Genomic DNA, 25,186 nt, shown 5'->3' with positions numbered 1-25,186 from the left:
GCGCGGGCCGCTCAGTCGCCGGGTTCGGCCGGGACGCGCTCGTGCACGGTCAGCAACAGGTGGTCGAACCGGCTCTGCACGGTGGCCGAGGGCGGCGGCAGCTGGACGACTTCGTCGACGAGTTGCCTGGCCAGCGCGCGCACCTTGACGTTGGTCTCCTGCGACCGCCACTGCAGCACCCGGAAGGCCTGCTCGGCGCTGACGCGGTAGACGGCCATCAGAATTCCCTTGGCCTGCTCGATGGCCGCGCGGTTCTCGAACAGGTCCGGCAGCGCCTCGTCGAGCACCTCCTGCCGGGTCTCGAGCCGGGTCTCGTCGAACGTCGCGGTGAGGTCGATGTAGTAGCCCGCGGTGCCCAGCACCGCGCCCGATTCGTCGACGATGCGGTCGGCGACGACGATCGCGTCGTGCTCGCCGCCGGCCGTGTCGATGAACCGGTGCCGGCTGGAGAACGACTCGCCCGAGTGCAGCGCGTACTCGAGCAGATCTCGAACGTGTTCGCGGTCGTCCGGATGCTTGTGCGACAGAAGCAGTTCCGTCGTCGGCGTCACGGACCCTGGTTCGTAACCGTGCATCCGCGCGACCTGGTCGGACCATTCCCAGCGTTCGTCGGCGAACCAGAAGCGGAAGCTGCCGACGCTCAGGGACAAGGGCGCCACACCGTCGGCTGAGCTGGTGGTTCGCGTGGATTCCGTCACGCCTCCATCATGGCACCGCGCGGATCGGCCGGCGAAGGTTCGCGGCGAACCGAACCGACCGGGCTGGCGCGGCGGGCCCCGGTTGGGGGTAACGTCGCGTCCGGACGATCAAACCAACTGGATTAGGGCGCGGGAGCGCACGCCGAGTGCGCTGAGAGGACGGCTTGGGGCCGTCGACCGTACGAACCTGACCGGGTAATGCCGGCGTAGGGAGATGACAACAATGACCGACACCTTGTCGGAGACCACTGCACCGTCCGTCACCACCGGCCCCATCGCGGGCAGCAGCAAGGCCTACCGGGAGCTGGAGGGGGTGCCCGGCGCGCGCGTCCCGTTCCGCCGGGTGCACCTGTCCACCGGGGACCACTTCGACCTCTACGACACTTCCGGGCCGTACACCGACCCGGAGGCGGCGATCGACCTGGCGTCGGGCCTGCCGGCGCGGCCCGGGGTGGTCCGCGACCGCGGCACCCAGCTGCAGCGGGCCCGCGCCGGCGAGATCACCGCCGAGATGGCGTTCATAGCCCTGCGGGAAGGGATGCCCGCCGAGCTGGTGCGCGACGAGGTCGCCCGCGGCCGCGCGGTGATCCCGGCCAACCACAACCACCCCGAGAGCGAGCCGATGATCATCGGCAAGGCGTTCGCGGTCAAGGTCAACGCAAACATCGGCAACTCGGCGGTGACGTCCTCGATCGCCGAGGAGGTCGACAAGATGGTGTGGGCCACCCGCTGGGGCGCGGACACCATCATGGACCTGTCCACCGGCAAGAACATCCACGAGACCCGCGAGTGGATCCTGCGCAATTCGCCGGTGCCGGTCGGCACGGTGCCGATCTATCAGGCGCTGGAGAAGGTCAAGGGCGATCCCACCGAGTTGACCTGGGAGATCTACCGCGACACCGTGATCGAGCAGTGCGAGCAGGGCGTGGACTACATGACCGTGCACGCTGGCGTGCTGCTGCGGTATGTGCCGCTGACCGCCAAGCGGGTCACCGGCATCGTGTCACGCGGCGGCTCGATCATGGCGGCGTGGTGCCTGGCGCATCACCGGGAGTCGTTCCTGTACACGCACTTTGACGAGCTGGCCGACATATTCGCGCGCTACGACGTCACCTTCTCGCTCGGCGACGGGCTGCGGCCGGGCTCGATCGCCGACGCCAACGACGCCGCGCAGTTCGCCGAGCTGCGCACCCTGGGCGAGCTGACCACGATCGCGAAAGCCCATGGCGCACAGGTGATGATCGAGGGGCCCGGGCACATCCCGATGCACAAGATCGTCGAGAACGTGCGGCTGGAAGAGGAGCTGTGCGAGGAGGCCCCGTTCTACACGCTGGGCCCGCTGGCCACCGACATCGCCCCGGCCTACGACCACATCACCTCGGCGATCGGCGCGGCGATCATCGCGCAGGCCGGCACCGCGATGCTGTGCTACGTGACGCCGAAGGAGCACCTGGGGCTGCCGGACCGCAAGGACGTCAAGGACGGGGTGATCGCCTACAAGATCGCCGCGCACTCGGCGGACCTGGCCAAGGGGCATCCGCGGGCGCAGGAACGCGACGACGCTTTGAGCACAGCGCGTTTCGAGTTCCGGTGGAACGACCAGTTCGCGCTGTCGCTGGACCCCGACACGGCGCGGGAATTCCACGACGAGACCCTGCCCGCCGAGCCGGCCAAGACCGCGCACTTCTGCTCGATGTGCGGGCCCAAATTCTGCTCGATGCGGATAACCGCTGACGTAAGGGCGTACGCGTCAGAACACGGGCTCGACAGCGAGGAGGCCATCGAGGCGGCGCTGCAGCAGGGCATGGCGGAGAAGTCGGCCGAATTCGCCGAGCACGGCAATCGGGTGTATCTGCCGATCACGCAGTGAACTTCCTGCCGCTGCCGCCGCCGGGCAGCACGCCGCTGCGGGTGCTGACCATCGCCGGGTCGGACTCCGGCGGCGGCGCCGGCATCCAGGCGGACATGCGCACCATGGCGCTGCTGGGCGTGCACGCGTGCGTCGCGGTCACCGCCGTCACCGTGCAGAACACCTTGGGGGTCAAGAGCTTTCACGAGGTGCCCGGCGCGGTCGTCGCCGGCCAGATCGAGGCCGTGGTCACCGACATCGGCATCCAGGCCGCCAAGACCGGGATGCTGGCGTCGTCGGCCATCGTCGACGCGGTGGCCGCCACCTGGCGCCGGCTCGGGCTGACCGTCCCGCTCGTCGTCGACCCGGTCTGCGCGTCCATGCACGGCGACGCGCTGATGACACGAGAGGCCCTGGATACCCTTCGCGCCCAACTGTTTCCGTTGGCCACGCTGGTGACGCCGAACCTCGACGAGGTGCGCCTGCTGGTCGGCATCGACGTGGTCGACGCGGAGTCGCAGCGCGCGGCCGCCAAGGCCCTGCACGCGCTGGGCCCGCGCTGGGTGCTGGTCAAGGGCGGGCACCTGCGGTCCTCCGATCGCAGCTGCGATCTGCTCTACGACGGCGCCTCCCGCTACGAATTCGATTCGGAGCGGCTGCCCGGCGGCAACGACCACGGCGGCGGCGACACGCTCGCGTCGGCGATCGCCTGCGCGCTGGCGCACGGTTATAGCGTGCCCGACGCGGTCGGGTTCGGGAAGCGCTGGGTCACCGAGAGCCTGCGCGCCGCCTATCCGCTGGGCGGCGGCCACGGCCCCGTCTCCCCCTTGTTCAGGCTGTTGTGAACCTCGACCGGATCGCGGGCATCGCGCACCAGCCCGAGGGCGCCGCGGCCGGTGTCGTGGTGCTGACTCACGGCGCGGGCGGCGATCGGGAATCGCTTCTGCTGCAACAGGTTTGCGACGAGTGGGCGCGGCGCGGCTGGCTCGCGGTGCGCTACAACCTGCCGTATCGCCGACGGCGGCCCAAGGGCCCGCCGTCCGGCTCGGCGGCCACCGACCGCGCCGGCATCGTCGAGGCGATCGACGTGTGCCGCGGCCTGGCCGACGGCCCGCTGATCGCCGGCGGACATTCCTACGGCGGCCGGCAGACCTCGATGGTCGTCGCCGCGAACGAGGCCCGGGTGGACGCGCTGACGCTGTTCTCCTATCCGGTGCACCCGCCCGGCAAGCCCGAGCGGTCCCGCACCGAGCACCTGCCCGGCATCACGGTGCCGACGGTGTTCACCCACGGCACGTCGGACCCCTTCGGCACGCCGGCCGAGGTGCGCACCGCCGCGGCGATGGTCGCCGCGCCCACCGAGGTCGTCGAGATCTCCGGGGCCCGACACGACCTGCGCGCCAAGGGCGTCGACGTCGCCGCGCTCGCGGTGGATGCGGCGCTGCGGCTGCTGCGCTGACGCATGTCTCAGCCCCCCACCGAACAGGTGGTGGGCAGCAGCAGTATGGCGGGCCACAGCGCGGTGGCCTCGCCGAAGGCTGCGATGTTCGCGCCCACGGGCACCGCCTTGGCCCACGCGGCTTCGAGTTCGCTGACCCGGTCGGCGTGCACGAACGCCCACGCGACGCCGACGACGACGTAGGCGACCCCCAGCCACATCGCGAACTCGAGGAAGGCCGCCACCGTGACCGGCCGCTGCAGCACCCGTCGAAGCAATTCCATTGCAGCACCGCCTATTACAGCAGAAGCTTTCCTCGTCTGACCCGCCGCCGCACGTCGGCCAGCAGCAGATGGCTGCCCCCTTGGCGCAGGAAGGGCGGGATGAAGCGGTTCACCAGCGCGACGAGCAGGAACAGGCGCTCGAAGTGCCGCTGCCTGCGCTCGCTCCACGACATGCCCAGCGCGTCGCGAAAGACCGGCGCCAGGAACCCCGCGGTCAGGAACCTCAGCAGCGGCCGAAACGGAAGCCGCAGCAGCGGATTGACCATCTTCAGGTCGACCAGGTCCCGCAGGTAGCCGCGCACCACGTCGTCGACCGCCACGCGCCGGCAGGCGGCGTTCCAGTAGTCGTCGAAGGCGGCGCGCGTGGCCGGCCACTGCTCCGCGCCGACCTGCAAGGTGGTCCCCAATGGCCAGGCCGACCGGTAGAACTGCTCGGCCTGCTCGGGGGTCATCTCGCCGCGTAGCAGCTGGTAGGTGTCCTCCAGCCCGACGAACAGGCAGGCCGCCACCCACATCTGCAGGTCGCGGTCAAAGGCATTGTAGGACACCGGGCTTGCCGGCGTCGAGCGGACCTGCCGGTGCACGGCGTCGACCGCCTCCCGGTAGGCCGCGCGGTCCTCGTCGTCGCCGAACACCGCGACGGCCAGGTACTGGAACGTGGTGCGGGCGCGTTTCCACGGGTGCTTGAACAGGTTGCCCGAATCGACCTTGGATTCCACGACGCCATAGCCGACCTCCGGCCGCGACAGCTGCATGATCACGTTGGCGGCGCCGGCCGCAAAGGACCAGAAATCCATCGCGTCGCTCACCGCGACCGGCCCGTCGCTCCAGCGGGCGGTGCGCCGGCCGATGCTGATCCGCGTGGTCGTCACCGGCACGTCGGCCGGCACGCGTGGTGTGGCCATCGTTGACGAAGCGTCTCACATCCTCGACTGGCGCGCAACGATAAGTTAATGTCCATTCCTAGTCATCCGAGCGAAAGCTTTCCTGCGATTGCGCGTAAAGGGGCAGCGGAAGTGATTGAAAGTTCACCCGAGGTGCGACGGCGGCCCAAGGACCGCAAGGCGCAGATCGCCCGGGCCTCGGCCGACGCGTTCAGCGCCCAGGGCTATCACGCGGTGAGCATGGAGGACATCGCCGCGCGGGTGGGTATCTCGCCGGCCGCGCTGTACCGCCATTCGCCGAGCAAGTATGACCTGTTCCGCGATGCGGTGCTCGCCCTGGGCCGACAGCTCGTCGAGGCCACCGCGTTCGCCGACGACGCCGCCGAAGGCGACCCGGCCGAGCTGCTAGGTGCCCTGGTCACCGCGCTCGTCGACACCGCGATCGCCAACCGGACCGCCGGCGGCCTGTACCGGTGGGAGGGGCGCTATCTGCAGGGCGCCGACCGGACCGCGCTCAAGGACCAGCTCAGGCTCACCAACCGGCGCCTGCGTCGGCCGCTGGCGGTCCTGCGGCCGACGCTGAAGCCGCCCCAGCTGTCGACGCTGTCGGCGGCGGCGCTCGCCGTGATCGGCAGCATCACCGACCACACGGCGCCGCTCGCGGTCGGCGAGATCCGCGACGCCGTGTCCCGGATGGCCGCCGACGTCCTCGCCGCCGACCTGCCGGCCGGCCGGGCCCGCGCGCCGGCCGCGCCGCGACCCGCCGTCACCGCGTCCGCGGGCACCTACGAGTTCGTCCTGCATGAATCGCTGCACCTGTTCTACGAGCGCGGGTTCCGCGACACCAGCATGGACGACATCGCGGCGGCCGTGGGCACGCAGCCGTCGGGACTTTACCGCTACTTCCCCGGTAAGGTCGACATCCTGACCGCGCTGTATCGCCGTGCGGCGGACCGCCTTTCGGGCGACGTGGCCAAGGTCGTCGCGCGCACCGCCGACCCCGGGCGGGCGCTCTCGGCACTGCTGGACGCCTACGTCGCCCGATCCTTCGCGCGTCCCGAGGTCGCCTACATCTACTACACGGAGCGGCACAATCTGCCCGCGGAGGAGATGCTGATGCTGGACGCGATCCAGCAGTCCAGCGTCGACGCGTGGGCTCGGCTGGCCGCGGCGGCGCGCCCGGGCCTGAGCGTCGGGCGGGCGCGGTACGCGGTCCACGCCGCCTACGCGGTCATCGTCGACCTGGGCCGGGTCGTCCGGCACGACAACAACACCGCACACGCCCGGTCGACCGCGCGCCGCCTGGCGGAGACCATCCTGCTGGGACGCCCGGCCGGAAAGGAGCGCGGCCGTTGATGACCAAGCTGCGGCGGCTGCTGAGCTACCAGATGACCGTCGCCGAGTGGATGGGGCTCGGGGTGCTGTTGGGCGCCCCGTACTTCGTCGTCGGGCTGATCTGGTCGTCGACCCATACCGACCACCTTCGCGGCATGCAGGGCGCCGACCTCGTCGTGTCGTTCCTCGGCTCGATCGTGTCCTGGCCGGTGCTGCTGTTCGCCAACGTCTGCATGACCTGAACGCCTTCCGAACTCGTGGAATCTCCATTAACATAATGGGCGCCCGGCGCGCTCGAGGGGGCGTTGCCGAGCGGGGTCGCCGGAGGGACCGCAGATGTTGGACAAAGTTCGCCGGGTGCTCGGCTTCCAGGTCACCATCGGGCAGCTGATCGCCATCGGGTTGATCTTGGGCACGCCATACCTGCTGATAGGCACGATCTGGTCGACGACCCACACCGAGCATCTGCATCAGATGCACGGGGTCGATTTGGCGGTGTCGTTCCTGGGGTCGATCGTGTCGTGGCCGGTGCTGCTGTTCTCGAACGTCTGCATGACCTGAATTGATATTCACATAATCGGCCGCGGGCCGAGAAAGGAAATTGGGGGAATCTTGACTCGTCGTCACACGATCATCGGAATCGCGGGCCTGGCGCTTGCGCTGATCGGGCTCCTGGCCCTGGCGTATCCGGTCTACCTGGACCAATTCGACCTCTACGGGGTCCAGGTCGCCTGCGGCAACGGCTTCAGCGCCGACCTCAACCAGGCCGCGCAGGCCCACCTCGCCACCAGGTGCGACACCGCGCTGATCATCCGTCGCGCCTGGGCGATCCCGACGGTCGCCGTCGGGTCGCTGCTGATCGCGGCGTTCCTGCTGGCCTGGGTGCGGGCCGCGCAGCCCGAGAAGGAAACCTCGTCCGCCTGAGCCCACGGCATCGGCGAGCGCAGAACGGGTACCCCGCGGGGGACCGCCACCGCGCTCGAAGGGACGAATACGCAATGCAAGTCGGAGTGCACTTCATCGATTTCCTGCCGGGCGACCCGGCGAACCTGGGCCCGACGCTGGCCGACACGGCCAGGGCCGCCGAGCAGGGCGGCGCGACGCTGTTCACCCTGGCCGACCACTTCTTCCAGATGGAAGCCCTTGGGCCCGCGGACAATCCGTTCCTCGAGGGCTACACGTCCCTGGGTTTCCTCGCCGGGCGGACGACGACGATCGAGCTGGCGTTGCTGGTCACCGGCGTCACCTACCGCTATCCGGGGGTGCTGGCCAAGGCCGTCACCACGCTCGACGTGCTGTCGCAGGGCCGATCGATGCTGGGGCTGGGCGCGGCGTGGTACGACCGCGAGCACACCGCGCTCGGCATTCCATATCCGCCGCTGAGCACCCGCTTCGAGATGCTGGAAGAGACGCTGCAGATCTGCCGGCAGATGTGGAGCGACGACGACGGGCCGTACAACGGCAAGCACTATCGGCTGGCCGAGACCATCTGTGCGCCGCAACCGATTCGGCGTCCGCCGGTGCTGATCGGCGGTGACGGCGAGCGCAAGACGCTGCGCCTGGTCGCGCGGTACGCCGACGTCTGGAACAGCATGGCGACCGACGCCGACGAGCTCGAGCACAAGGTCGACGTGCTGAATCGCCACTGCGCCGCGCTCGGCCGCGACCCCGGCGAAATCCGCAAGACGGCGGGAGGCCTGCTGCCGCTCGACCCGTTCGAGGACACGGACGACTACCTGAAGACCGTGGAACGCTTCGGGGCGCTGGGCATCGAGATGATCAACATCGGTCCGCTGCCCGGCAACCCGGACCCCGTCGGCTTCATCCGCCGCTATGCCGACGAGCTGATACCGCGCCTCGCCGAGATCTAGCCCGCGCCACCCTGGTTCAGCCGGGATAGCGCGAGTAGCACGCGTCCATGTTGCCGGTCACGCCGCCGCGAAACGCCGCTATCCGGGTGAAACCGGCCGGGACACTGGTGCCGTCGGCGTCGCTGGCGACGAGGTGGTTGGTGAGCAAGCCGGCAACGGCCTCGTCGAGATCGCCGGCGGTCAGCAAAAGCTCCTTCTTGGAAGGCAACTCGATGGGCTCGGCCATCTTGCGGTGCACGACACCGGTCAGGCATGCGGTTCGCAGCGCGGTCCACGGGCTCTGCATCGGCAGCCCGCGCTCGTGCTGCACCGCCAGCGCGTACCGGGACATCACCACCGACAGGGCGGTGTCGTCGCCCTGCGGCAACGTGTGTTCGCTTTCGGCGGAGACCTTGCCCATCGACGCCAGCGCGGGCAGGTCGATCGAGATGGTGTTGGTGGCCGGGCAGTAGGACGCCGGCGGGTTGGGTTTCGCATCCGGGCAACCGGCCGGGCTGTAGGACACCGCCGGCGGATTCTTCGGGGAGAAGATCTTTCCCAGGAGTTCGGTCAGCGTCGACAGGGTGTCTTGGTCGATCGTGACCTCGCCGGTCTCCGGGTCCCCGTTGGTGTCGACCCGCAGGGCGTTGGGCAGATCGCCGCGACGCTGCTCGATTTCCTGCTTGTTGATTCCCGCGCACGCCGATGCCCCGCTGATGAAGCCCATCTGGAAGGCGCCGATGCGATCCAGCGCGGATCCGTGTTCGTCGTCGTTCTCGGCGTCGGCGTCCATCACCGGGTCGCGGGTGGTGATGATGCCCGCCAGCACGTGGTCGAGCCCGTCGGCGGTGCTCAGCGTGAAGCGCGGCGACTTGCCGTCGGCCACCCAGAACAGGTAGACACCGGCGAAGCAGTCGGCCTGCTGCTCGCGAACGATGGTGGGGTCCTTGCGCGTCACCAGTTTCGCCATCTGCTGCAGGGCATGCCCGAACTCGTGCGCCAGCACGCCGTTGACGGACATGTCGCCGAAATAGCGCTGCGCGATGGGCATGAACACCCCGCGATCCCAGGCGATCAGGTTGCAGCGCGACGTGAAAAACGCGTTGACGAGCTTGTAGGTGTCGTTGTGGCAGACGATCGGGCTGCTGGGGTTGTTGGAGTCATACGAGATCAGCTTGTCGACCGGGATGAACGTTCCCTTCAGCGAATCGCCGTACACCGACTTCCAGTACTCCTCGATGTCGTTCACCGACAGCAACGACAGCTTGTCAATCGTTCCGTTGTTGGTGTTGAGCACCGTCCCGTTCGGACTCGGCGCGTTCGGGCGAATGCCGCTGGGACCGTTGGTGGCCGGCAGGCCCCCGACCCGGAACGGGTCGTTGAGCATCGACAGGGCCCGCCCCTCGACGAAGGTGCTGCAGCCCGCGACCACGAGTGTCGCCGCTGCGCAGGCGATTGCCGCCCGCAGCGCCGCCACCGCGGCGCGCCGGCGGGCACCGGCCGGTCGACGTCGATTCCGCGCGTGGTTATCCATGACCAACCTCATCCCGACCGGCCTGCACGGCAGCATCAAAGGGATCTCATTCTAGATCCGTCGATCAACGAGCGTGCCACAAATCGGCACACCAGCAAACCCCCGGACCGCCGATCGGCCGACGGGTGCTACGGCAGCCGGGTGCGGTGCCGCTTGTCGTGGGACGGGACGCCGTTGACGCCCCCGATCGACTCGGCGTAGCTGCCGACCGCGAACGCCAGCCCAGAACCCATGACCGCCAACGCTTCCCGGTCGATGTTGTCGAGGGTGTCCCGGGGTCCCTGGAAGTTCGGATCGAAGCCGACGCCGGCCTGCCCGCCCCACAGGCGCGCCTGCACAGTCGTTTTCGGTTGCGAAGCACCGGCGGTCAAACCGCCGATCGGCACGCCCGCCAACATGAACGGGTGGTAGTCGGTCCGGGTGCCCAACGGCATGTCGGCGGGCCGCTTCCCGGACAGGTTCAGGTAGGCCGATAGCGTGCGCTCGATGCCGGCCGACCCCTCGGGCACGTCGCCGAACGCGATGCCCTGCCCGGGCGGACCGGACTGGTCGCCGTCGTCGGTGAAGAAGCCGGCGTTGCGGGAGCCGATCAGGTTGGCGTTCAGATACAGGGCGATGTCGTTGAGCTGACCGTTGTCCAGGCCGAACAGATAGTCCATGACGCCGTTGAGGCCGTCCTCGTCGGCGCCCCAGAACGCGAACCGCACCGCATTGTTCACCGGCGCCAACGGGCCCAGCTGCAGCGCCGTTTCCAGCACCGCGGCCACCCCGGAGCCGTTGTCGTTGATGCCCGGGCCGCCGCGCGGGCCGTCGAGGTGCGCGCCGACCACGATCACGTCGTTCGGCGAGCCGGTTTTGGTCTGCGCCAGCACGTTTCGCGACGTGATGTCGACATTCTCGGCGTCCAGCACCAGGCGTATCGGCGCGGTGGCGCGCGCCAGGGCGCCGGCGGCATACCCGCCCGCGACGGCGACCGGCACCGTCAGCTGCTTGAAGTAACCGCGGTTGAACAGCGTGGGCGGCGCGCCCTGGCCGCCGGGCGTGCTGAGCACGACGAGCGCCGCGGCGCCCTTGGCCACCGCGCTGTTCTGCTTGTCGACCACCGAGCAGCGGGAGTCGTCGACGACGGCGATGGCACCTTTGGGCATCGCGGCCGGGTAGTCGCCGGCCGCGCACCCGGACGGCACCGTGGGCCGGACCGGCGGCCCGGTCAGGCCGCCGGGCGGCGTGCGGACCAGCAGCGAGGCCTGGTCGACCGGATAGCTGCGACCGTCCAGCGTCAGCGCCGGCTTGCCCGGCGACACGGCGTACAGCCGGTCGAACTGCGGCGTCGACACGTCGAAACCCTTGCCGCGCAACGTCTTCGCCACATACTCCACGCTGGCGTCGTATCCGGGTGTGCCCTCCGCGCGGATGCCCTTGTTGGCGTTGGCGACGTCCTGCAGCGCGCGCAGGTGGCCGAACATCGCGTCGACGGTCACCTTCGCGGCCAGGCCACGGCCCAGGTCCGGCGCCGCGGCGCGCGGCGCCGGGCGCGACGACGAGCAGCCCGCCAGCAGCCCGGTCAGCGCCAACACCGCCCCCACCCGGCGCAGCATGGCCCGCGTCATGGCTTGGACAGCACGTGGCGGGTGCGGTCCGGCATGATCGGGACGCCGTTTCGCCCGCCGAGGTCCTGCGCGTACAGGGCCACCGCGTAGGCGACGCCGCTGCCGCTGATGCCCAGCGAGGTGCGGTCGATGTGGTCGAGGGTGTCGGTCTTCTTGTGGTAGTTGGGGTCGAACGGCTCGTCGGCGGTGCCGCCCCACAGCTTCGCCTGCTCGCCGGACTTCTTGTTCTCCGCGCCGGAGAACAGGCCGCCCGCCGGGATGCCGGCCAGCGTGAACCCGTCGTAGTCGGAGCGGCCGTCGAACGAGGTGTCCTGCGCCGTCTTGCCGGCCGACTTCAGGTAGGCGACGAAGGTGCGCTCGATCCCCGCGGAGCCCTCCGGCACCACCGGCTGGCCGCGCGCGTCCGCGGGCAGCGACTGGTCGCCGTCATAGGTGAAGTAGCCGGGGTTGGGCGACGCGAGCATGTCGAAGTTGAGGTACAGCGCAATGTTTTTGAGCGCGTCGAGGTCCAGCGACTCGACGTAGTTGCGCGACCCGATCAGCCCGAGCTCCTCCGCGCCCCAGAAGCCGAACCGCACCGCGTTGCGCACCTGTGGCGAATTCCCCAGCTGCACCGCGGTTTCCAGGACCGCGGCCACCCCGGACCCGTCGTCGTTGATGCCCGGCCCTTCCGGCACGCTGTCCAGGTGCGCGCCGGCCATCACCACGTCGGTGGGCGAGCCGGTCTTGGTCTGCGCGATGACGTTGCGGGCCTTGAAACTCTGGATGTGGGCGTTGAGCTTGATGGTGGCGCGTCCCGGCTGCAGGCGCAGCTGCACCCCGACGGACTTGGTCACGCCGACGACCGGGATCTTCACCTCGGTGTTCGCCCCCAGGGTCCCGCCCATCTGTTGCTCGTCGACGTTGTCCGCGACGATCATCGCCACGGCGCCGCGCTGCGCCGCGGCGTCCTCCTTCTGGGAGAAGGGGCAGGCGCCGCGATCCACCAGCACCACGGCGCCCTGCACCGCCAGCCCGTCGTAGTCGGCCGGCTTACAGCCCGGGCTGTCTCCGGTCGGCGCGGCCACCAGCGGCCCGCTCACCCCTTCCGCCGGTGTGCCGAGGCTGTAGTCCAGGGCGTGCGCCTCCACGGGCCTGCCGCCGACCGTCACCTCCGGCTTGTCGCCGTGGAACACCCGGGCCGAGAACTCCGGGGTCTGCACGTCAAAACCGCTGTTGCGCAGCGTATTAGCCACGTAGTCGACGGTGGCCTCGTAGCCGGGGGTGCCCACCGCGCGAGTGCCGTTGTTGGCGTTGGCGATGTCCTGGAGTTTCGTCAGGTGCGCCATCATCGCGTCGGTGGTGACCTTGTCGTGCAACGCGGTGGCGAACTGGGCCGCGGCGGGGTTACCGGTCGCCTGCTCCAGGGTGGGGCAGCGATGCGAGCAGCCGGACGTGAGCACGGTGAGGGCGACCACGGCGAGTACCGCCGGGATCGGCCGCGAATTTTTTGCCATCGCGCCCAAGGGTATTAGACATACAGCGCGTTGAATGGCGCGGCGGGAATGTTGCGCACCACAAACCAGGCCAGCACCACCGCCAGCGTCACCGCCGCCGACCATCGACGGTGTTGCCAGCCCCGGATCCGGCGGCCCGTCACCCGGCCGTAGGTCCACGCGCCGTACGCGACCACCAGCAACACCAGCGCCACCAAGGCCAGCGCGTTGAACCTCGCGGCCGCCGTCACGTCGCCGTGCAACAGCGAATACAGCATCCGGGCGCTCCCGCACCCGGGGCAGTCGATGCCCAACAGGGCCTTGGTGGGGCACACCGGCATCGGGCCACCCGGGGTCGTCGGGTCGGCCACCCAGGTGAAGGCGCACACCGCCGTCGTGGACGCCGCCACCAGGAGCGGCGCGCCCAAACCCGCGGCCGCCGACCCGGTGCGGGTCACCATGATGCCGGCTTAGAACATCGCGGCGAGCGCCGCATTCGTGTTGGCGTTGAACGCGCCGATCGCCATCAGGATGCCGTAGATGACGCCGACCACCACACCGACGACCACCGACCAGATCACCCACTTCTTGGCGGCCTCGGCGGACGCCTGGGCCTCGGCGTAACGGCCCTGTGCCCACAACCCGTTCACCTGGCTGGATTTGACGATCGCCACGATCCCAAACGGGAGGCAGCAGAATATCGTCGCCAAGATCGACCACACCAGGTAGTTGTCCGGCGCCTGACCGCCGGGCGGCTGCTGCGGCGGGTAACCGGGAGGGGGAGGAGGCGGCGGCTGTTGTGTCATCGGTACTCCAGTCGAGGGGGGAAGTTAGCTGGCGTAAAGCGGTGCTTACCATACCCGACGGTGGTCGCGCGAGTGGTTTGAACACGAAATTCATATCCCGGCCGATCTCGGCAAACGCAACGGGGCGCGGTGCGGGACCGGCGGCTTGCCACCGGATTCGCGTCCGGCCGCCACGATCCCTCCGGGGAGTATCTCGAAATACCTTGGCTGTCAGGATATTTCGCTACCGTCGACGTCGCGCGCGGCCGGCCGGCGCGGTCGCCGGGGTGCGCCGAGAAAGGTGACCAGACAGATAATATCCAACGGAATGTGTTGCATACCCACGACATAGCCTTACGATCCGTTTAGCCGAAGCACGTTTCCCGGACGTCAGCGCAGCCGCACCGGCGGTCCGACGACCGTAAGGAGCCATCGAATGTTTCACCTGACCCTCGGGCGGGCCGCGACGGCCGCGGGGCTCGTGTGCAGCGCGGTCTGCTTCGGCACGGCCACCGCCGCAGCGGATCCCAGCGACACGCTCGCCGGCTCCCTGTCGAAGGGCTACAGCCCCAGCAACTGCACCTCGCAGGCGCCGCCCAACGGCGTGGCGGCCGTCCTGCAGTGCGGCCACAACAACGACCCCAACGGGCCGGTCTTTGCCAAGTACATGCTCTTCAACAACCCCGGCGACCTGGCCGGCTCGTTCGCCAACAGCATCAAGGCCGACACGCTGACCAATTGCGGGGACACCCAGTCGCCGACCGTGTGGCACCAGGGCAGCAACACCGACTCGGCGGGAAAGGTGGCGTGCGGGACGTATCAGGGCCAGGCGGAGGTCATCTGGACCACCGACGCCAAGAACGTGATGAGCCTCATCCGCGGATCCGGTGGTGACGTCGCGGCGCTCTACCAGTGGTGGCAGTCCAACGGCTGAACGGCCGGGCCCCAGCGCATTCCACGCACAACGAGCCGAAAGATGCTCGCAGTCACCGGTTTTCCACTAAAACAAAGGAGTTCAAAATGTCCCCTCTCACCCACGCACTGCGCGCCGCGGCGGCCGTAGCGCTCATGGGCGGTTCCGCCCTCGCCGGTAGCGCCACCGCGAGCGCGGACCCCACCGGCAGCTCGGCCGACGTCAACACGTTGGCCAGCGCGCTGTCGAAGGGCTACGGCCTCAACAATTGTCAATCGGCTCCCCTGACGGGTTCGGTGGTGGCCGAGCTCGACTGCGGGCAAAACCCCGACTCCAGCGGCCCGGCCGCCGGCGTGTACCAGCTCTTCAAGAACAGCACCGATGTCGCCAGCGCGTTCTCGGACGGCCTCGGCGGGGTGTCCCTGGTCGCGTGCGGCGACAGTGGTAAATCGCCGACGACGTGGAGCCAGAGCGGCAAGACCGCGGGGCAGGTGGCGTGCGGAACCTACAAGAACGCCGCGGTGATCACCTGGACCACCGACGCCAAGAACGTGTTGAGCCACATCCGCGCCTCCAACACCGACGTCAACGCGCTCTACCAGTGGTGGCAGACCAACGGCTGACCTCTACAGCTGAGCCGCAACGAGTTCCGCGACCGCGCGCATCCCGGCGCCGTTGGGGTGCAGCGGGGCCGGCCGGCCCGGTAGCGGCACGCCGAGTCGCGCCGGCGTCGTCGTCCACGGCTCGGCCGACCAGGCGTGGTGTTGCCGGCTGGCCCCCGCGGCGCTGACGATCTCGCACCCGCTCACCACGGCGGCGTCGGCCGTGAGCCGTTCCAGCGCCTCGGCGACATGGCGGCCCAGGTCGGCCTCCGGCTGCGAGAGCGGCGGGGCCGGTGCGCCCGCGGGCGGCAGGATCGTCAGATAGTCGACGAAGCAGATCCGGGCGCGCGGTGCGCGCTCCCGCACCGCGCGGCCCACCGCGCGCAGCGCATGGGACGCCTCGGCCAGGGCCCGGTCGCGGGTGTCACGGTCCAGCAGTTCGGATATCCGCCCACCCAGCACCGGCACGTGCCGCGCCCAGCGCGGCAGCGACGCGGCCATCAGCAGCGGGACGTAGCCGACGTCGTTGCCGCCGATGGTGACCGTGACCAGGCTCTCCGAGCCGTCCAGCGCGGCGATCTGCGGCGGCTGGCCGTGCTGGCGGTCGGCCAGCACGTGCGCGGTGGTCGCGCCGGAGAACGTGACGTCGACCAGGTCGAGCTCCAGCCGTTCGGCCAGCAGATGCGGGTAGTTGCGGGCCGATCGGCCCGACCACCGCGGCGCGCCCGCGGCGCGCGGCCGGATGCCGGGACCGGCGGCCATCGAACTGCCAAGGGCCACATAGCGTTTCATCGGGACGGGCTGGATGCCTGCGCCCAGAAGCGTTTCGGGATACGCCCGGCCCGCCGCGCCAGGTAGCCGGCGGTGACGGCGGCGGCCATCGCCGCGGCCATCGCCGGTGGATCGGCGGCCCGGGTCACCGCGGTGGCCAACAGCACCGCGTCGCAACCCAGCTCCATCGCCAGCGCGGCGTCGCTCGCGGTGCCGACGCCGGCGTCGAGCACCACCGGAACGCGGGCGCGGGCGACGATCATCTCGATGTTGTGCGGGTTGGTGATGCCGAGGCCGGTGCCGATCGGCGAGCCCAGCGGCATCACCGCCGCGCAACCGGTGTCCTCCAGCCGCCGGGCCAGCGCCGGGTCGTCGTTGGTGTAGGGCAGAACGACGAACCCGTCGTCGACCAATTGCTCGGCGGCCCTGACCAATTCGACCGCGTCGGGCAGCAGCGTCCGCTCGTCGGCGATCACCTCGAGCTTGACCCAGTTGGTGTCCAGCGCCTCACGGGCCAGTTGCGCCGTGAGCACCGCCTCGGCCGCGCTGCGGCACCCCGCGGTGTTGGGCAGCGGCGTGATGCCGAGCCGGTTGAGCAGGTCCAGCATTCCGGTGCGGCCCTCGGCGTCGACGCGGCGCATGGCGACGGTGGTCAGCTCGGTGCCCGACGCGATCAGCGCCTCCTCCAGCACCGCCAGGTTGGTCGCTCCGCCGGTGCCCATGATGAGCCGCGACGCGAAGCTGCGGTCGGCGATCGTCAACTTGGAATCAGCCACCCTGCACCGCCGTCACCACCTCGAGTCGCGCTCCATCGAAAAGCTTTGTCGTCCAATCCGAACGAGGCAGCACGGAGAGGTCCATCGCCACCGCGATGCCCCGGTCGGGAAAGCCCAGCGACTCCAGCAGCGCCGCGACCGTGGTCTGCTCGTCGACCTCGACCCGTTTCTCGTTGACCGTGACGATCATCGGGGGGCTCCCACCGGAACGAGTTCGGAGACAATCCGTTCCGCGGTCCACGGCGCCAGCAAAAATCCCGACCGGCCGTGGCCGGCGGCGACCAGGGTGCGCGCGTCCAGCCGTCGCACCAGGGGCAGGTTGTCGGGTGTCATCGGGCGCAGCCCGGCGGCGCACTCGGCCAGCTCGTACTCGCCCAGCGCCGGCAGCACCGCGCACGCGTCGTCGAGCAGGTCGCGGATCCCGGACACCACCGGGGCCGTGTCGCGTCCGTGCTCGTACTGGGTGGCACCGACCACGACGCCGTCCGCGCGCGGAACCAGATACACCTGCCGGCCGTGCACACGGGCGCGAATCACCCTGTCCGGCAACGGCATACAGCCCTTTCGCCAGCGCAGGCGCAGCACCTCGCCCTTCACCGGGCGCACCGGCAGGCCGGGCCACAGCGCGGGCGCGTCGATGCCGTTGGCGATCACCACCGCGTCACCGTCGGCCCCGGCCAGGTCGTAGACCGGCGGCGCCCACTCGACGCCGAGACGCTCGCAGTCCGCCGCCAGCGCGTCGAGCAGCACGCGGTTGTCCACCGCCAGCTCGGTCGGCGCCCGGAAGCCGTGCCGGATGCCTTGTGCCAGCAGCGGTTCGACGTCGCGGGCGGCCGGCTCCCACACCACCGGGTGGCCCTGCGCCGACAGCCAATCGGCGACGGTGCGCAGGTCCGCCACGTCGGCGGGGTCGACGGCCACCACCAGCGACTCGCGCGCGGTGATCACCCCCGGCGGCAGCCCGTCGGTGAAGCCGCCCTCGCGCCACAGCCGCAGCGACTCAAGGCCCAGCCGTAGCAACCACTCCTCGCCGGGCCAGCCCTCGCTGTGCGGCGCCAGCATCCCCCCGGCGACCCAGGACGCGCCGGCCTCACCGGTGCGGTGCACCCGCACCGACCACCCGGCCCGCGCCGCCGCGCGCGCCACCGACAGCCCGATGACGCCGCCGCCGATGACGGCCAGAGACTGCATCCTGCGCTCCCTTCGCCGGCATGACCCGGATCAGGTTCGACGGTAAGGGCACGCGCGCCCACTCTCAGTCCCCGTTCGCCGGGACTCCCGTGTTTGTTCGGGTTCCACGCTAGCGCGCTAGCGTCGCGGTGTGCACCAACCCGTCGCCCGTCTCGCATCGGCCAGGCTCTACCTGTGCACCGACGCCCGCCGTGAGCGCGGCGACCTGGCCGAATTCGCCGACGCCGCGCTGGCCGGCGGGGTGGACGTCATCCAGCTCCGCGACAAGGGATCGGTCGGTGAGCAGCGGTTCGGGCCGCTCGAGGCACGCGACGAGCTGGCGGCGTGCGAGGTGCTGGCGGACGCGGCCCGCCGGCACGGCGCCCTGTTCGCGGTCAACGACCGGGCCGACATCGCCCGCGCCGCCGGCGCCGACGTGCTGCACCTGGGGCAGGGCGACCTGCCGCTGGCCGTGGCGCGGGAGATCGTCGGGCCGGACACGCTGCTGGGCCTGTCCACCCACGATCCCGGCCAGGTCGCCGCGGCCGCGCGAGGCGAGGCCGACTATTTCTGCGTCGGCCCCTGCTGGCCCACCCCGACCAAGCCCGGCCGCGCGGCGCCGGGCCTGGACCTGGTGCGCGCCGCAGCCGAACTCGCCGGCGAACTCGCCAGCGACAAGCCGTGGTTCGCGATCGGCGGCATCGACGCCGCGCGGCTGCCCGACGTGCTCGCGGCCGGGGCCCGCCGGGTCGTGGTGGTGCGGGCGATCACCGCGGCCGAGGACCCGCGGGCGGCGGCGCGCCAGCTCAGGTCAGCGCTTGCAGCAGCGAGTTGATCTCCGGGCTCAGCGGCTCCTGATCCGCGTCGCCCGGCATGCACCAGACGAATTTCCCGGATTCGATCTCCATCGTTCGCGGCAGGCGTCGCCGCCGCTCGTCGGCGTGGCCCAGCGGCACCAGCGCCGGTGAGGTGCGCAGCCGGTGCCAGCTGTCGGCGAAGCCGGGGTGCAGCGGCAGGCCGGCCACCTCGTCCTCGCCCACCCAGCGCAGCTCGGCGCTTTCGCGGTTGGGCACGGTGTGCAGCAGCTCGCCGGCGTCGGCCACGACGGTGGTGTAGGTCCAGTGCGCGCCGCCGGGCCCGGAGACCTCGGCGGTGACCACGGTCGCCCGCACTGCCAGCAGCTCGGCGAGCAGCCCGGCCTCCTCGCGCGCCTCGCGGACCGCGGTCTCCTCCGCGGACTCGTGGCTGTCGCGGGCGCCGCCCGGCAAACCCCACGTCCCGCCCTGATGGCTCCACACCGCGCGATGCTGAAGCAGCACCGCCGGGGTGCCATCGGGTCGCGGGGCCCGCAGCAGCAGCCCGGCCGCGCCGTACCGGCCCCAGTAGTGGACGCCACGGTCGGATATCACCCATCCGTCACCGTCGCCCTGCACGAGTTCAGGATAGGCAGGCGGGCAATCCTCGAAGCCCGCGGCCAATTGGCTCCGCCTCCCCCCATGCGCCGGAACATTCTCTTAGAATTCGCTTATACAGGTTCGTGCAGCGACTAATAGAGGCCGAAAGCTGAGGTCGGAACAGACGTGACGGTTGAGCTGGCGCACCCGTCGACCGAGCCGCTGGGGTCGCGGTCGCCGGCGGAACCGGCACATCCGCGCTGGTGGTTCATCTCGACGACGCCGGGCCGCATCCTGACCATCGGCATCGTGCTGGCGGCGCTCGGCGTGTCCAGCGCCTTCGCCACGTCGACGACCATCAACCACCGCCAGCAGGTGCTGACGACGGTGCTCAACCACACCGAGCCGCTGTCGTTCGCCGCCGGGCGGCTCTACACCACGCTGTCGGTGGCCGACGCCGCGGCGGCCACGGCGTTCATCGCCCAGGCCGAGCCGCGACCCGTGCGGCAGCGCTACGAGCAGGCCATCACCGACGCCGCGGTGGCCGTGACCCGGGCGTCGAGCGGGCTGACCGACGAACCCCTGGTGCAGCTGCTGGGCAAGCTCAACGCCGAGCTGGCCGTGTACACCGGCCTGATCGAGATAGCGCGGACCAACAACCGCGCGGGCAACCCGGTCGGGTCGTCGTACCTGTCGGAGGCGTCGGGGCTGATGCAGTCGACGATCCTGCCCGACGCGGCGCAGCTCTACCAGGCCACCACGGAGCGGGTGGACTCGGAAACCACGGCGTCCACCCATTTCCCGGCCCCGGTGATCCTCGTCGTCGCCACGACGGTGGTCTTCGGCGCGTTCTCGCATCGATGGCTGGCGCGGCGCACCCGGCGCCGCATCAACCCCGGCCTGGTTGTCGGCGCGCTCGGTATTCTCGTCATGGTGGTGTGGGTCGGAACTGCGCTGACGATCTCAACGACCGCGAGTCGCAGCGCAAAGGACACCGCGGCGGAGTCGCTCAAGACGGTGACCAATGTGGCGATCACCGCGCAGCAGGCGCGCGCCGACGAGACGCTGTCGCTGATCCGGCGCGGCGACGAGGACCGACGCAAGCAGTCGTTCTATCAACGGATCGACTCGATGCACAACCAGCTCGAGCAGTACATGTCACGCAGCGACGCCGTCGACAAGCCCGACCTGCAGGGCGCCGATCAGCTGCTGGTCCGCTGGCGGCAGGCCAACGACCGGATCAACGCCTACATCTCGGTGGGCAACTACCGGGCCGCCACCCAGGTCGCGCTGGGCAGCGGCGAGGACGACTCCACCCCCGCCTTCGACAAGCTCGAGGAAGAGCTGGGCAAGGCCATGGACCAAAGCCGCATCCACCTGCGCAACGACGTGCTGTCCGCGCGCGGCGGGCTGTCCGGCGCGCAGGTCGGCGGCGTGGTGCTCAGCCTGGGCGCCGCCATCGCGGTCGCCCTCGGGCTGTGGCCGCGGCTGAAAGAGTATCGATGATGGTCGGCCTGCGCTGGGCCCGACGGGCGTGCGGCGCGCTGGCCGCGTCGATCGTGCTGGCGGGTTGCAGCCACACCGAATCGCTGACCGTGGCCACGGTGCCGACGCTGCCGCCCCCCACCCCGGTGGGCATGGAGCAGCTGCCGCCGCAGCCGCCGCTGCCGAAGGACGACAGCCAGCACTGCGACGCGACCGCGAGCCTGCGTCCCTTCCCCACCAAGGCCGAGGCCGACGCCGCGGTGGCCGACATCCGCGCCCGCGGCCGGCTGATCGTCGGGCTCGACATCGGCAGCAACCTGTTCAGCTTCCGCGACCCGATCACCGGCGAGATCAGCGGCTTCGACGTCGACATCGCGGGCGAGATCGCGCGCGACATCTTCGGCTCCCCGTCGCACGTCGAGTACCGGATCCTTTCGGCCGACGAGCGGGTGACCGCGCTGCAGAACTCCGAGGTCGACGTCGTCGTCAAGACCATGACCATCACCTGCGAGCGGCGCCAGCTGGTGAATTTCTCCACCGTGTACCTCGACGCCAACCAGCGCATCCTGGCCCCGCGCGACTCGCCGATCGTCAAGGCGGCCGACCTGTCGGGCAAGCGGGTCTGCGTGGCCCGGGGCACGACGTCGCTGCACCGGATCCGCGAGATCGCGCCGCCGCCGGTCATCGTGTCGGTGGTGAACTGGGCCGACTGCCTGGTGGCGATGCAGCAGCGCGAGATCGACGCCGTCAGCAGCGATGACTCGATCCTGGCCGGGCTGGTCGAGGAGGATCCGTACCTGCACATCGTCGGGCCGAACCTGGCCACCCAGCCCTACGGCATCGGGATCAAGCTGGACAACACCGGACTGGTCCGGTTCGTCAACGGCACGCTGGAACGCATCCGCCGGGACGGCACGTGGAACACGTTGTACCGCAAGTGGTTAGGGGTGCTGGGCCCGGCGCCCGCCCCGCCCACGCCGAGGTACGTGGACTGATGGCCGAGCCCATGAAACCCATGAAGAAGGAGAAGAACGCCGGGCAGGACGTCGAACGCGACGTCGAGCAGGACGACGTCAGTCCCGCGACCCAGCCGCCGGACACCCAGATGGCGACGGGACGGCTGCAGGCCACCCAGGCGCTGTTCCGCCCGGATTTCGACGACGAGGACGACGACCTGCCGCACATCGAGCTCGGCGCCATGGACACCGAACCGCAGGACCGGATGACCGTCGGGACGCGGGTGCTTCCGCCGACCAGGCAGCTCGGCGGCGGGCTGGTCGAGATCCCGCGGGTGCACGACATCGATCCGGTCGAGGCGCTGATGACCAACCCGGTGGTGCCGGAATCCAAGCGGTTCTGCTGGAACTGCGGAAAGCCGGTCGGGCGGTCCACCGAGGAGGGCAAGGGGGCGTCGGAGGGCTGGTGCCCGTCCTGCGGGAGCCCGTATACCTTTCTGCCGCAACTGAATCCGGGCGACATCGTCGCCGGCCAGTACGAGGTCAAGGGCTGCATCGCGCACGGCGGCCTGGGCTGGGTGTATTTGGCGGTCGACCACAACGTCAACGACCGCCCGGTGGTGCTCAAGGGCCTGGTTCATTCCGGTGACGCCGAGGCGCAGGCGATCGCGATGGCCGAGCGGCAGTTCCTCGCCGAGGTGGTTCACCCGCAGATCGTGCAGATCTTCAACTTCGTCGAGCACACCGACCGGCACGGCGATCCCGTCGGATACATCGTCATGGAGTACATCGGCGGGCAGTCGCTCAAGCGGGGCCTCAGGGAGGGCAAGCTGCCGGTCGCCGAGGCCGTCGCCTACGTGGTGGAAATCCTGCCCGCGCTGAGCTATCTGCACTCCATCGGCCTGGTCTACAACGACCTCAAGCCGGAGAACATCATGCTCACCGAGGAGCAGCTCAAGCTGATCGACCTGGGCGCGGTGTCGCGGATCAATTCGTTCGGCTACCTCTACGGCACGCCCGGCTTCCAGGCGCCCGAGATCGTGCGGACCGGTCCCACCGTCGCCACCGACATCTACACGGTGGGCCGCACCCTGGCCGCGTTGACGCTGAACCTGCGCACCCGCAACGGCCGCTACGTCGACGGGCTGCCCGAGGACGATCCCGTGCTGGCCGAATACGACTCGTTCGGCCGGCTGCTGCGCCGCGCCACCGACCCCGACCCGCGGCGCCGGTTCTCCAGCGCCGACGAGATGTCCGCGCAGCTGATGGGCGTGCTGCGCGAGGTGGTCGCCCAGGACACCGGGACGCCGCGGCCCGGGCTGTCGACGATCTTTTCCCCCAGCCGCTCGACGTTCGGGGTGGACCTGCTGGTCGCGCACACCGACGTCTACCTGGACGGTCAGGTGCATTCGGAGCGGCTGACCGCCCGGGAGATCGTGACCGCGCTGCCGGTGCCGCTGGTCGACCCGACGGACGTCGCCGCGCCGGTGCTGCAGGCGACCGTGCTCTCCCAGCCGGTGCAGACGCTGGACTCGCTGCGCGCCGCCCGACACGGCTCGCTGGACGCCGAGGGCGCCGACGTGTCCGAGTCGATCGAGCTGCCGCTGATGGAGGTCCGCGCGCTGCTGGACCTCGGCGACGTGGCCAAGGCCACCCGCAAGATCGACGACCTCGCCGAGCGGGTCGGCTGGCGGTGGCGGCTGGTCTGGTATCGTGCCGTCGCCGAGCTGCTCACCGGCGACTACGACTCGGCCATCAAGCATTTCACCGAGGTGCTGGACACCTTCCCCGGCGAGCTGGCGCCCAAGCTGGCGCTGGCGGCCACCGCCGAGCTGGCCGGCAGCACCGACGAGCACAAGTTCTACGAGACGGTGTGGAAGACCAACGACGGCGTGATCTCGGCGGCCTTCGGTCTGGCCAGATCCCTTTCCGCGGAGGGCGATCGGGCCGGCGCGGTGCGCACCCTCGACGAAGTCCCGGCCACCTCAAGGCATTTCACCACCGCGCGGCTGACCAGTGCGGTGACGCTGATGTCCGGCCGGTCCGTCAGCGAGATCACCGAGGAGCAGATCCGCGACGCCGCGCGGCGGGTGGAGGCGCTGCCGCCCACCGAGCCCCGCGTGCTGCAGATCCGCGCGCTGGTGCTGGGCGGGGCGATGGACTGGCTGCAGGACAACGAGGCCAGCACCAACCACATCCTCGGCTTCCCGTTCACCGAGCACGGCCTGCGCCTGGGCGTCGAGGCGTCGCTGCGCGCCCTGGCCCGCGTCGCGCCCACCCAGCGGCACCGCTACACGCTGGTCGACATGGCCAACAAGGTGCGGCCGACAAGCACCTTCTAGCGCTACGCACCTCGCAGCGCATCGACTGTGAATCCTGGGCTTCGAGAGGTAATCGTGGGCGGGAAAATCGCCCAGGCGCCGCCGTGTGTTCACAGCGAAAGCCGTAGGCTCACAACGAAAGCCGTGGGTTCACACTCGACGCGTCAGCACCCCGTCCAACCCCGCTCGACCATCGCCGCCCGGACCCGTCGCACGATGTTGGCGCGGTGATCCTCGGTGACGACCCGGACGATCAGCCAGCCCATCCGCTCGACCCTTTCCAGGCGTCCAATGTCGTAGACATACTGTCGCCGGTCGGTCTGGTGTTGATCGCCCTCGTATTCGACACCGACCAGATACTCCTCCCAGCCCACGTCGATGTGAGCGACGGGAATGCCGTCGGCGCCCAGCACGGGGATCTGGGTCTGCGGCCGCGGGAATCCGGCCTCGATGAGAAGCAGCCGAAGGTAGCTCTCCCGCGGAGACTGTGCGCCCGCGTCGACGAGTTCGAGCGCGGTCTCCAAGCGCCGCAGACCCCGCGAGCCCGGGTGGCCTCGCGCAACGCACAGAACGTCCTCGACCTTGAAACCCGTTGCGGCCGCGAGCGCGTCCAACCGTGCGACCGCCGAGTGGATCGCTCCGCCCCGGCCGATGTCGAACGCGGTGCGCTCCGGCGTGGTGACCGACCGGCCGTCCATCGTCTGCGCTTCGCCGTCCAACAGCAGGCAGCGCCGCGTCACGACACCGCGCGGCGGCCGGGAGTTGACGCAGATCAGCTCGACGGGGACGTCAGCGGGAATCCACTTGGTGCCGTGCAGTGCCGCGGCGGCCGCGCCCGCGATGGTCGCCCGGCCCCTCGACCACAGCCAGGCCGCGCAGATGCGCTGCTCCAGCGAGGGTTGCACCGCGGTCGGCAGGTACACGTCGGGCAGCACGGCGCGGTATCGCGTGCGCAATTGATGGCGGTCCAGGGCCCCGCGGCGCAGCGCCTCGCTGCCGATGAATGGTTCCCGCACGCCGCGAAGGGTCGCACGACAGCCGGCCCCCGGGCTTTCG

General features: G+C 70.2%; 28 protein-coding genes and 2 riboswitches. Of the genes, 14 read left to right on the top strand and 14 right to left on the bottom strand.

Annotated elements, in window-relative coordinates:
* Nucleotides 1–11 precede the first annotated feature (11 nt).
* Nucleotides 12–698, bottom strand: coding sequence for a PAS and ANTAR domain-containing protein (locus tag OQ968_RS22890; RefSeq protein ID WP_324681733.1), 687 nt, complete (start codon nucleotides 696–698; stop codon nucleotides 12–14).
* A 119-nt stretch (nucleotides 699–817) separates the two neighbouring features.
* Nucleotides 818–928, top strand: a riboswitch (TPP riboswitch).
* Between OQ968_RS22890 and thiC the strand changes: the two genes are divergently transcribed.
* From thiC to OQ968_RS22875, 3 genes are all read left to right on the top strand, one after another.
* Nucleotides 922–2,568, top strand: coding sequence for a phosphomethylpyrimidine synthase ThiC (gene thiC, locus OQ968_RS22885; RefSeq protein WP_420715988.1), 1,647 nt, complete (start codon nucleotides 922–924; stop codon nucleotides 2,566–2,568). (Overlaps the previous riboswitch by 7 nt.)
* On the top strand, nucleotides 2,565–3,392 hold the full coding sequence (gene thiD / locus OQ968_RS22880) for a bifunctional hydroxymethylpyrimidine kinase/phosphomethylpyrimidine kinase (RefSeq protein WP_324681732.1): 828 nt from the start codon (nucleotides 2,565–2,567) through the stop codon (nucleotides 3,390–3,392). The genes thiC and thiD overlap by 4 nt, the downstream gene beginning before the upstream one ends.
* The gene (locus tag OQ968_RS22875) at nucleotides 3,389–4,006 is read left to right on the top strand and encodes an alpha/beta family hydrolase (RefSeq protein WP_324681731.1); all 618 of its coding nucleotides are present in this window, start codon (nucleotides 3,389–3,391) and stop codon (nucleotides 4,004–4,006) included. The genes thiD and OQ968_RS22875 overlap by 4 nt, the downstream gene beginning before the upstream one ends.
* An 8-nt stretch (nucleotides 4,007–4,014) precedes the next feature.
* Here OQ968_RS22875 and OQ968_RS22870 read toward each other — a convergent pair whose 3' ends face one another.
* A complete protein-coding gene (locus tag OQ968_RS22870) occupies nucleotides 4,015–4,269 on the bottom strand; it encodes a hypothetical protein (RefSeq protein ID WP_324681729.1) in 255 nt (84 codons plus the stop codon).
* Between the two features lie 14 nt (nucleotides 4,270–4,283).
* Nucleotides 4,284–5,174 (bottom strand): oxygenase MpaB family protein, encoded by an 891-nt coding sequence (locus OQ968_RS22865; RefSeq protein ID WP_324681727.1) that lies wholly within the window; start codon nucleotides 5,172–5,174, stop codon nucleotides 4,284–4,286.
* 132 nt (nucleotides 5,175–5,306) lie between these two features.
* Between OQ968_RS22865 and OQ968_RS22860 the strand changes: the two genes are divergently transcribed.
* From OQ968_RS22860 to OQ968_RS22840, 5 genes are all read left to right on the top strand, one after another.
* Nucleotides 5,307–6,509, top strand: a complete 1,203-nt coding sequence (locus OQ968_RS22860) for a TetR/AcrR family transcriptional regulator (RefSeq protein WP_324681781.1) — start codon at nucleotides 5,307–5,309, stop codon at nucleotides 6,507–6,509.
* Nucleotides 6,509–6,730, top strand: coding sequence for a hypothetical protein (locus OQ968_RS22855; protein WP_420715987.1), 222 nt, complete (start codon nucleotides 6,509–6,511; stop codon nucleotides 6,728–6,730). Before OQ968_RS22860 ends, OQ968_RS22855 begins: the two co-directional genes overlap by 1 nt.
* Nucleotides 6,731–6,824: 94 nt before the next feature.
* Nucleotides 6,825–7,049: a hypothetical protein gene (locus tag OQ968_RS22850; protein ID WP_324681722.1), complete on the top strand. Its 225-nt coding sequence runs from the start codon at nucleotides 6,825–6,827 to the stop codon at nucleotides 7,047–7,049.
* 51 nt (nucleotides 7,050–7,100) lie between these two features.
* The gene (locus OQ968_RS22845; RefSeq protein ID WP_324681720.1) at nucleotides 7,101–7,412 is read left to right on the top strand and encodes a hypothetical protein; all 312 of its coding nucleotides are present in this window, start codon (nucleotides 7,101–7,103) and stop codon (nucleotides 7,410–7,412) included.
* A gap of 74 nt (nucleotides 7,413–7,486) precedes the next feature.
* The gene (locus OQ968_RS22840; RefSeq protein ID WP_324681718.1) at nucleotides 7,487–8,359 is read left to right on the top strand and encodes an LLM class F420-dependent oxidoreductase; all 873 of its coding nucleotides are present in this window, start codon (nucleotides 7,487–7,489) and stop codon (nucleotides 8,357–8,359) included.
* Between the two features lie 16 nt (nucleotides 8,360–8,375).
* Here OQ968_RS22840 and OQ968_RS22835 read toward each other — a convergent pair whose 3' ends face one another.
* The 5 genes from OQ968_RS22835 to OQ968_RS22815 all read right to left on the bottom strand — a co-directional run bounded on the left by OQ968_RS22835 (nucleotide 8,376) and on the right by OQ968_RS22815 (nucleotide 13,763).
* Nucleotides 8,376–9,872 carry a peptidase gene (locus OQ968_RS22835; protein ID WP_324681717.1) on the bottom strand — a complete coding sequence of 499 codons (1,497 nt, stop codon included), beginning with the start codon at nucleotides 9,870–9,872 and terminating at the stop codon, nucleotides 8,376–8,378.
* A gap of 128 nt (nucleotides 9,873–10,000) precedes the next feature.
* On the bottom strand, nucleotides 10,001–11,470 hold the full coding sequence (locus OQ968_RS22830) for a M28 family peptidase (RefSeq protein WP_324681780.1): 1,470 nt from the start codon (nucleotides 11,468–11,470) through the stop codon (nucleotides 10,001–10,003).
* An 8-nt stretch (nucleotides 11,471–11,478) separates the two neighbouring features.
* On the bottom strand, nucleotides 11,479–12,978 hold the full coding sequence (locus tag OQ968_RS22825) for a M28 family metallopeptidase (RefSeq protein ID WP_324681715.1): 1,500 nt from the start codon (nucleotides 12,976–12,978) through the stop codon (nucleotides 11,479–11,481).
* Nucleotides 12,979–12,992: 14 nt separating this feature from the next.
* The gene (locus OQ968_RS22820; protein ID WP_324681713.1) at nucleotides 12,993–13,418 is read right to left on the bottom strand and encodes a DUF2752 domain-containing protein; all 426 of its coding nucleotides are present in this window, start codon (nucleotides 13,416–13,418) and stop codon (nucleotides 12,993–12,995) included.
* Nucleotides 13,419–13,427: 9 nt separating this feature from the next.
* Nucleotides 13,428–13,763 (bottom strand): CD225/dispanin family protein, encoded by a 336-nt coding sequence (locus OQ968_RS22815; protein WP_324681711.1) that lies wholly within the window; start codon nucleotides 13,761–13,763, stop codon nucleotides 13,428–13,430.
* Nucleotides 13,764–14,178: 415 nt separating this feature from the next.
* On the opposite strand from OQ968_RS22815, the gene OQ968_RS22810 reads away from it, so the two are divergent.
* A complete protein-coding gene (locus OQ968_RS22810) occupies nucleotides 14,179–14,676 on the top strand; it encodes a serine/threonine protein kinase (protein WP_324681709.1) in 498 nt (165 codons plus the stop codon).
* Nucleotides 14,677–14,762: 86 nt separating this feature from the next.
* Nucleotides 14,763–15,278, top strand: coding sequence for a serine/threonine protein kinase (locus tag OQ968_RS22805; protein ID WP_324681707.1), 516 nt, complete (start codon nucleotides 14,763–14,765; stop codon nucleotides 15,276–15,278).
* 3 nt (nucleotides 15,279–15,281) lie between these two features.
* Here OQ968_RS22805 and OQ968_RS22800 read toward each other — a convergent pair whose 3' ends face one another.
* The 4 genes from OQ968_RS22800 to thiO all read right to left on the bottom strand — a co-directional run bounded on the left by OQ968_RS22800 (nucleotide 15,282) and on the right by thiO (nucleotide 17,995).
* The gene (locus OQ968_RS22800; RefSeq protein ID WP_324681704.1) at nucleotides 15,282–16,049 is read right to left on the bottom strand and encodes an SGNH/GDSL hydrolase family protein; all 768 of its coding nucleotides are present in this window, start codon (nucleotides 16,047–16,049) and stop codon (nucleotides 15,282–15,284) included.
* Nucleotides 16,046–16,804, bottom strand: coding sequence for a thiazole synthase (locus OQ968_RS22795; RefSeq protein ID WP_324681702.1), 759 nt, complete (start codon nucleotides 16,802–16,804; stop codon nucleotides 16,046–16,048). Before OQ968_RS22795 ends, OQ968_RS22800 begins: the two co-directional genes overlap by 4 nt.
* Entirely contained in the window at nucleotides 16,797–16,994 is a 198-nt protein-coding gene (gene thiS / locus OQ968_RS22790; protein WP_324681701.1) for a sulfur carrier protein ThiS, read from the bottom strand. The genes OQ968_RS22795 and thiS overlap by 8 nt, the downstream gene beginning before the upstream one ends.
* Nucleotides 16,991–17,995, bottom strand: coding sequence for a glycine oxidase ThiO (gene thiO, locus OQ968_RS22785; protein WP_324681700.1), 1,005 nt, complete (start codon nucleotides 17,993–17,995; stop codon nucleotides 16,991–16,993). The genes thiS and thiO overlap by 4 nt, the downstream gene beginning before the upstream one ends.
* Nucleotides 17,986–18,096, bottom strand: a riboswitch (TPP riboswitch). (Overlaps the previous gene by 10 nt.)
* Nucleotides 18,097–18,125: 29 nt before the next feature.
* On the opposite strand from thiO, the gene thiE reads away from it, so the two are divergent.
* On the top strand, nucleotides 18,126–18,809 hold the full coding sequence (gene thiE / locus OQ968_RS22780; RefSeq protein WP_324681699.1) for a thiamine phosphate synthase: 684 nt from the start codon (nucleotides 18,126–18,128) through the stop codon (nucleotides 18,807–18,809).
* Here the strand turns inward: thiE and OQ968_RS22775 are convergent.
* Nucleotides 18,781–19,407, bottom strand: coding sequence for an NUDIX hydrolase (locus OQ968_RS22775; protein ID WP_324681698.1), 627 nt, complete (start codon nucleotides 19,405–19,407; stop codon nucleotides 18,781–18,783). The two genes, thiE and OQ968_RS22775, sit on opposite strands and share 29 nt — an antisense overlap.
* Before the next feature lie 147 nt (nucleotides 19,408–19,554).
* On the opposite strand from OQ968_RS22775, the gene glnX reads away from it, so the two are divergent.
* The 3 genes from glnX to OQ968_RS22760 all read left to right on the top strand — a co-directional run bounded on the left by glnX (nucleotide 19,555) and on the right by OQ968_RS22760 (nucleotide 24,151).
* Nucleotides 19,555–20,874: a protein kinase G-activating protein GlnX gene (glnX, locus tag OQ968_RS22770; RefSeq protein ID WP_324681696.1), complete on the top strand. Its 1,320-nt coding sequence runs from the start codon at nucleotides 19,555–19,557 to the stop codon at nucleotides 20,872–20,874.
* A complete protein-coding gene (locus tag OQ968_RS22765) occupies nucleotides 20,871–21,848 on the top strand; it encodes a glutamate ABC transporter substrate-binding protein (RefSeq protein ID WP_420715986.1) in 978 nt (325 codons plus the stop codon). The genes glnX and OQ968_RS22765 overlap by 4 nt, the downstream gene beginning before the upstream one ends.
* A 110-nt stretch (nucleotides 21,849–21,958) precedes the next feature.
* Entirely contained in the window at nucleotides 21,959–24,151 is a 2,193-nt protein-coding gene (locus OQ968_RS22760) for a serine/threonine-protein kinase PknG (RefSeq protein ID WP_420715989.1), read from the top strand.
* A gap of 143 nt (nucleotides 24,152–24,294) precedes the next feature.
* Here OQ968_RS22760 and OQ968_RS22755 read toward each other — a convergent pair whose 3' ends face one another.
* Nucleotides 24,295–25,146 (bottom strand): hypothetical protein, encoded by an 852-nt coding sequence (locus OQ968_RS22755; RefSeq protein ID WP_324681692.1) that lies wholly within the window; start codon nucleotides 25,144–25,146, stop codon nucleotides 24,295–24,297.
* Between the last annotated feature and the right edge of the window lie 40 nt (nucleotides 25,147–25,186).

The organism is Mycobacterium sp. 663a-19 (assembly GCF_035616495.1).
Classification (GTDB): Bacteria; Actinomycetota; Actinomycetes; order Mycobacteriales; family Mycobacteriaceae; genus Mycobacterium.
This window is presented reverse-complemented; position numbering and strand designations above follow the sequence as displayed.

What these genes read in the sequence shown, in the direction of transcription:
- thiC (WP_420715988.1), top strand. Translation starts at nt 922, where the DNA reads ATGACCGACACCTTGTCGGAGACCACTGCACCGTCCGTCACCACCGGC.
- OQ968_RS22870 (WP_324681729.1), bottom strand. Translation starts at nt 4,269, where the DNA reads ATGGAATTGCTTCGACGGGTGCTGCAGCGGCCGGTCACGGTGGCGGCC.
- OQ968_RS22865 (WP_324681727.1), bottom strand. Translation starts at nt 5,174, where the DNA reads ATGGCCACACCACGCGTGCCGGCCGACGTGCCGGTGACGACCACGCGG.
- OQ968_RS22855 (WP_420715987.1), top strand. Translation starts at nt 6,509, where the DNA reads ATGACCAAGCTGCGGCGGCTGCTGAGCTACCAGATGACCGTCGCCGAG.
- OQ968_RS22850 (WP_324681722.1), top strand. Translation starts at nt 6,825, where the DNA reads ATGTTGGACAAAGTTCGCCGGGTGCTCGGCTTCCAGGTCACCATCGGG.
- OQ968_RS22840 (WP_324681718.1), top strand. Translation starts at nt 7,487, where the DNA reads ATGCAAGTCGGAGTGCACTTCATCGATTTCCTGCCGGGCGACCCGGCG.
- OQ968_RS22835 (WP_324681717.1), bottom strand. Translation starts at nt 9,872, where the DNA reads ATGGATAACCACGCGCGGAATCGACGTCGACCGGCCGGTGCCCGCCGG.
- OQ968_RS22830 (WP_324681780.1), bottom strand. Translation starts at nt 11,470, where the DNA reads ATGCTGCGCCGGGTGGGGGCGGTGTTGGCGCTGACCGGGCTGCTGGCG.
- OQ968_RS22825 (WP_324681715.1), bottom strand. Translation starts at nt 12,978, where the DNA reads ATGGCAAAAAATTCGCGGCCGATCCCGGCGGTACTCGCCGTGGTCGCC.
- OQ968_RS22820 (WP_324681713.1), bottom strand. Translation starts at nt 13,418, where the DNA reads ATGGTGACCCGCACCGGGTCGGCGGCCGCGGGTTTGGGCGCGCCGCTC.
- OQ968_RS22815 (WP_324681711.1), bottom strand. Translation starts at nt 13,763, where the DNA reads ATGACACAACAGCCGCCGCCTCCTCCCCCTCCCGGTTACCCGCCGCAG.
- OQ968_RS22810 (WP_324681709.1), top strand. Translation starts at nt 14,179, where the DNA reads ATGTTTCACCTGACCCTCGGGCGGGCCGCGACGGCCGCGGGGCTCGTG.
- OQ968_RS22805 (WP_324681707.1), top strand. Translation starts at nt 14,763, where the DNA reads ATGTCCCCTCTCACCCACGCACTGCGCGCCGCGGCGGCCGTAGCGCTC.
- OQ968_RS22800 (WP_324681704.1), bottom strand. Translation starts at nt 16,049, where the DNA reads ATGAAACGCTATGTGGCCCTTGGCAGTTCGATGGCCGCCGGTCCCGGC.
- thiS (WP_324681701.1), bottom strand. Translation starts at nt 16,994, where the DNA reads ATGATCGTCACGGTCAACGAGAAACGGGTCGAGGTCGACGAGCAGACC.
- thiO (WP_324681700.1), bottom strand. Translation starts at nt 17,995, where the DNA reads ATGCAGTCTCTGGCCGTCATCGGCGGCGGCGTCATCGGGCTGTCGGTG.
- OQ968_RS22765 (WP_420715986.1), top strand. Translation starts at nt 20,871, where the DNA reads ATGATGGTCGGCCTGCGCTGGGCCCGACGGGCGTGCGGCGCGCTGGCC.
- OQ968_RS22760 (WP_420715989.1), top strand. Translation starts at nt 21,959, where the DNA reads ATGGCGACGGGACGGCTGCAGGCCACCCAGGCGCTGTTCCGCCCGGAT.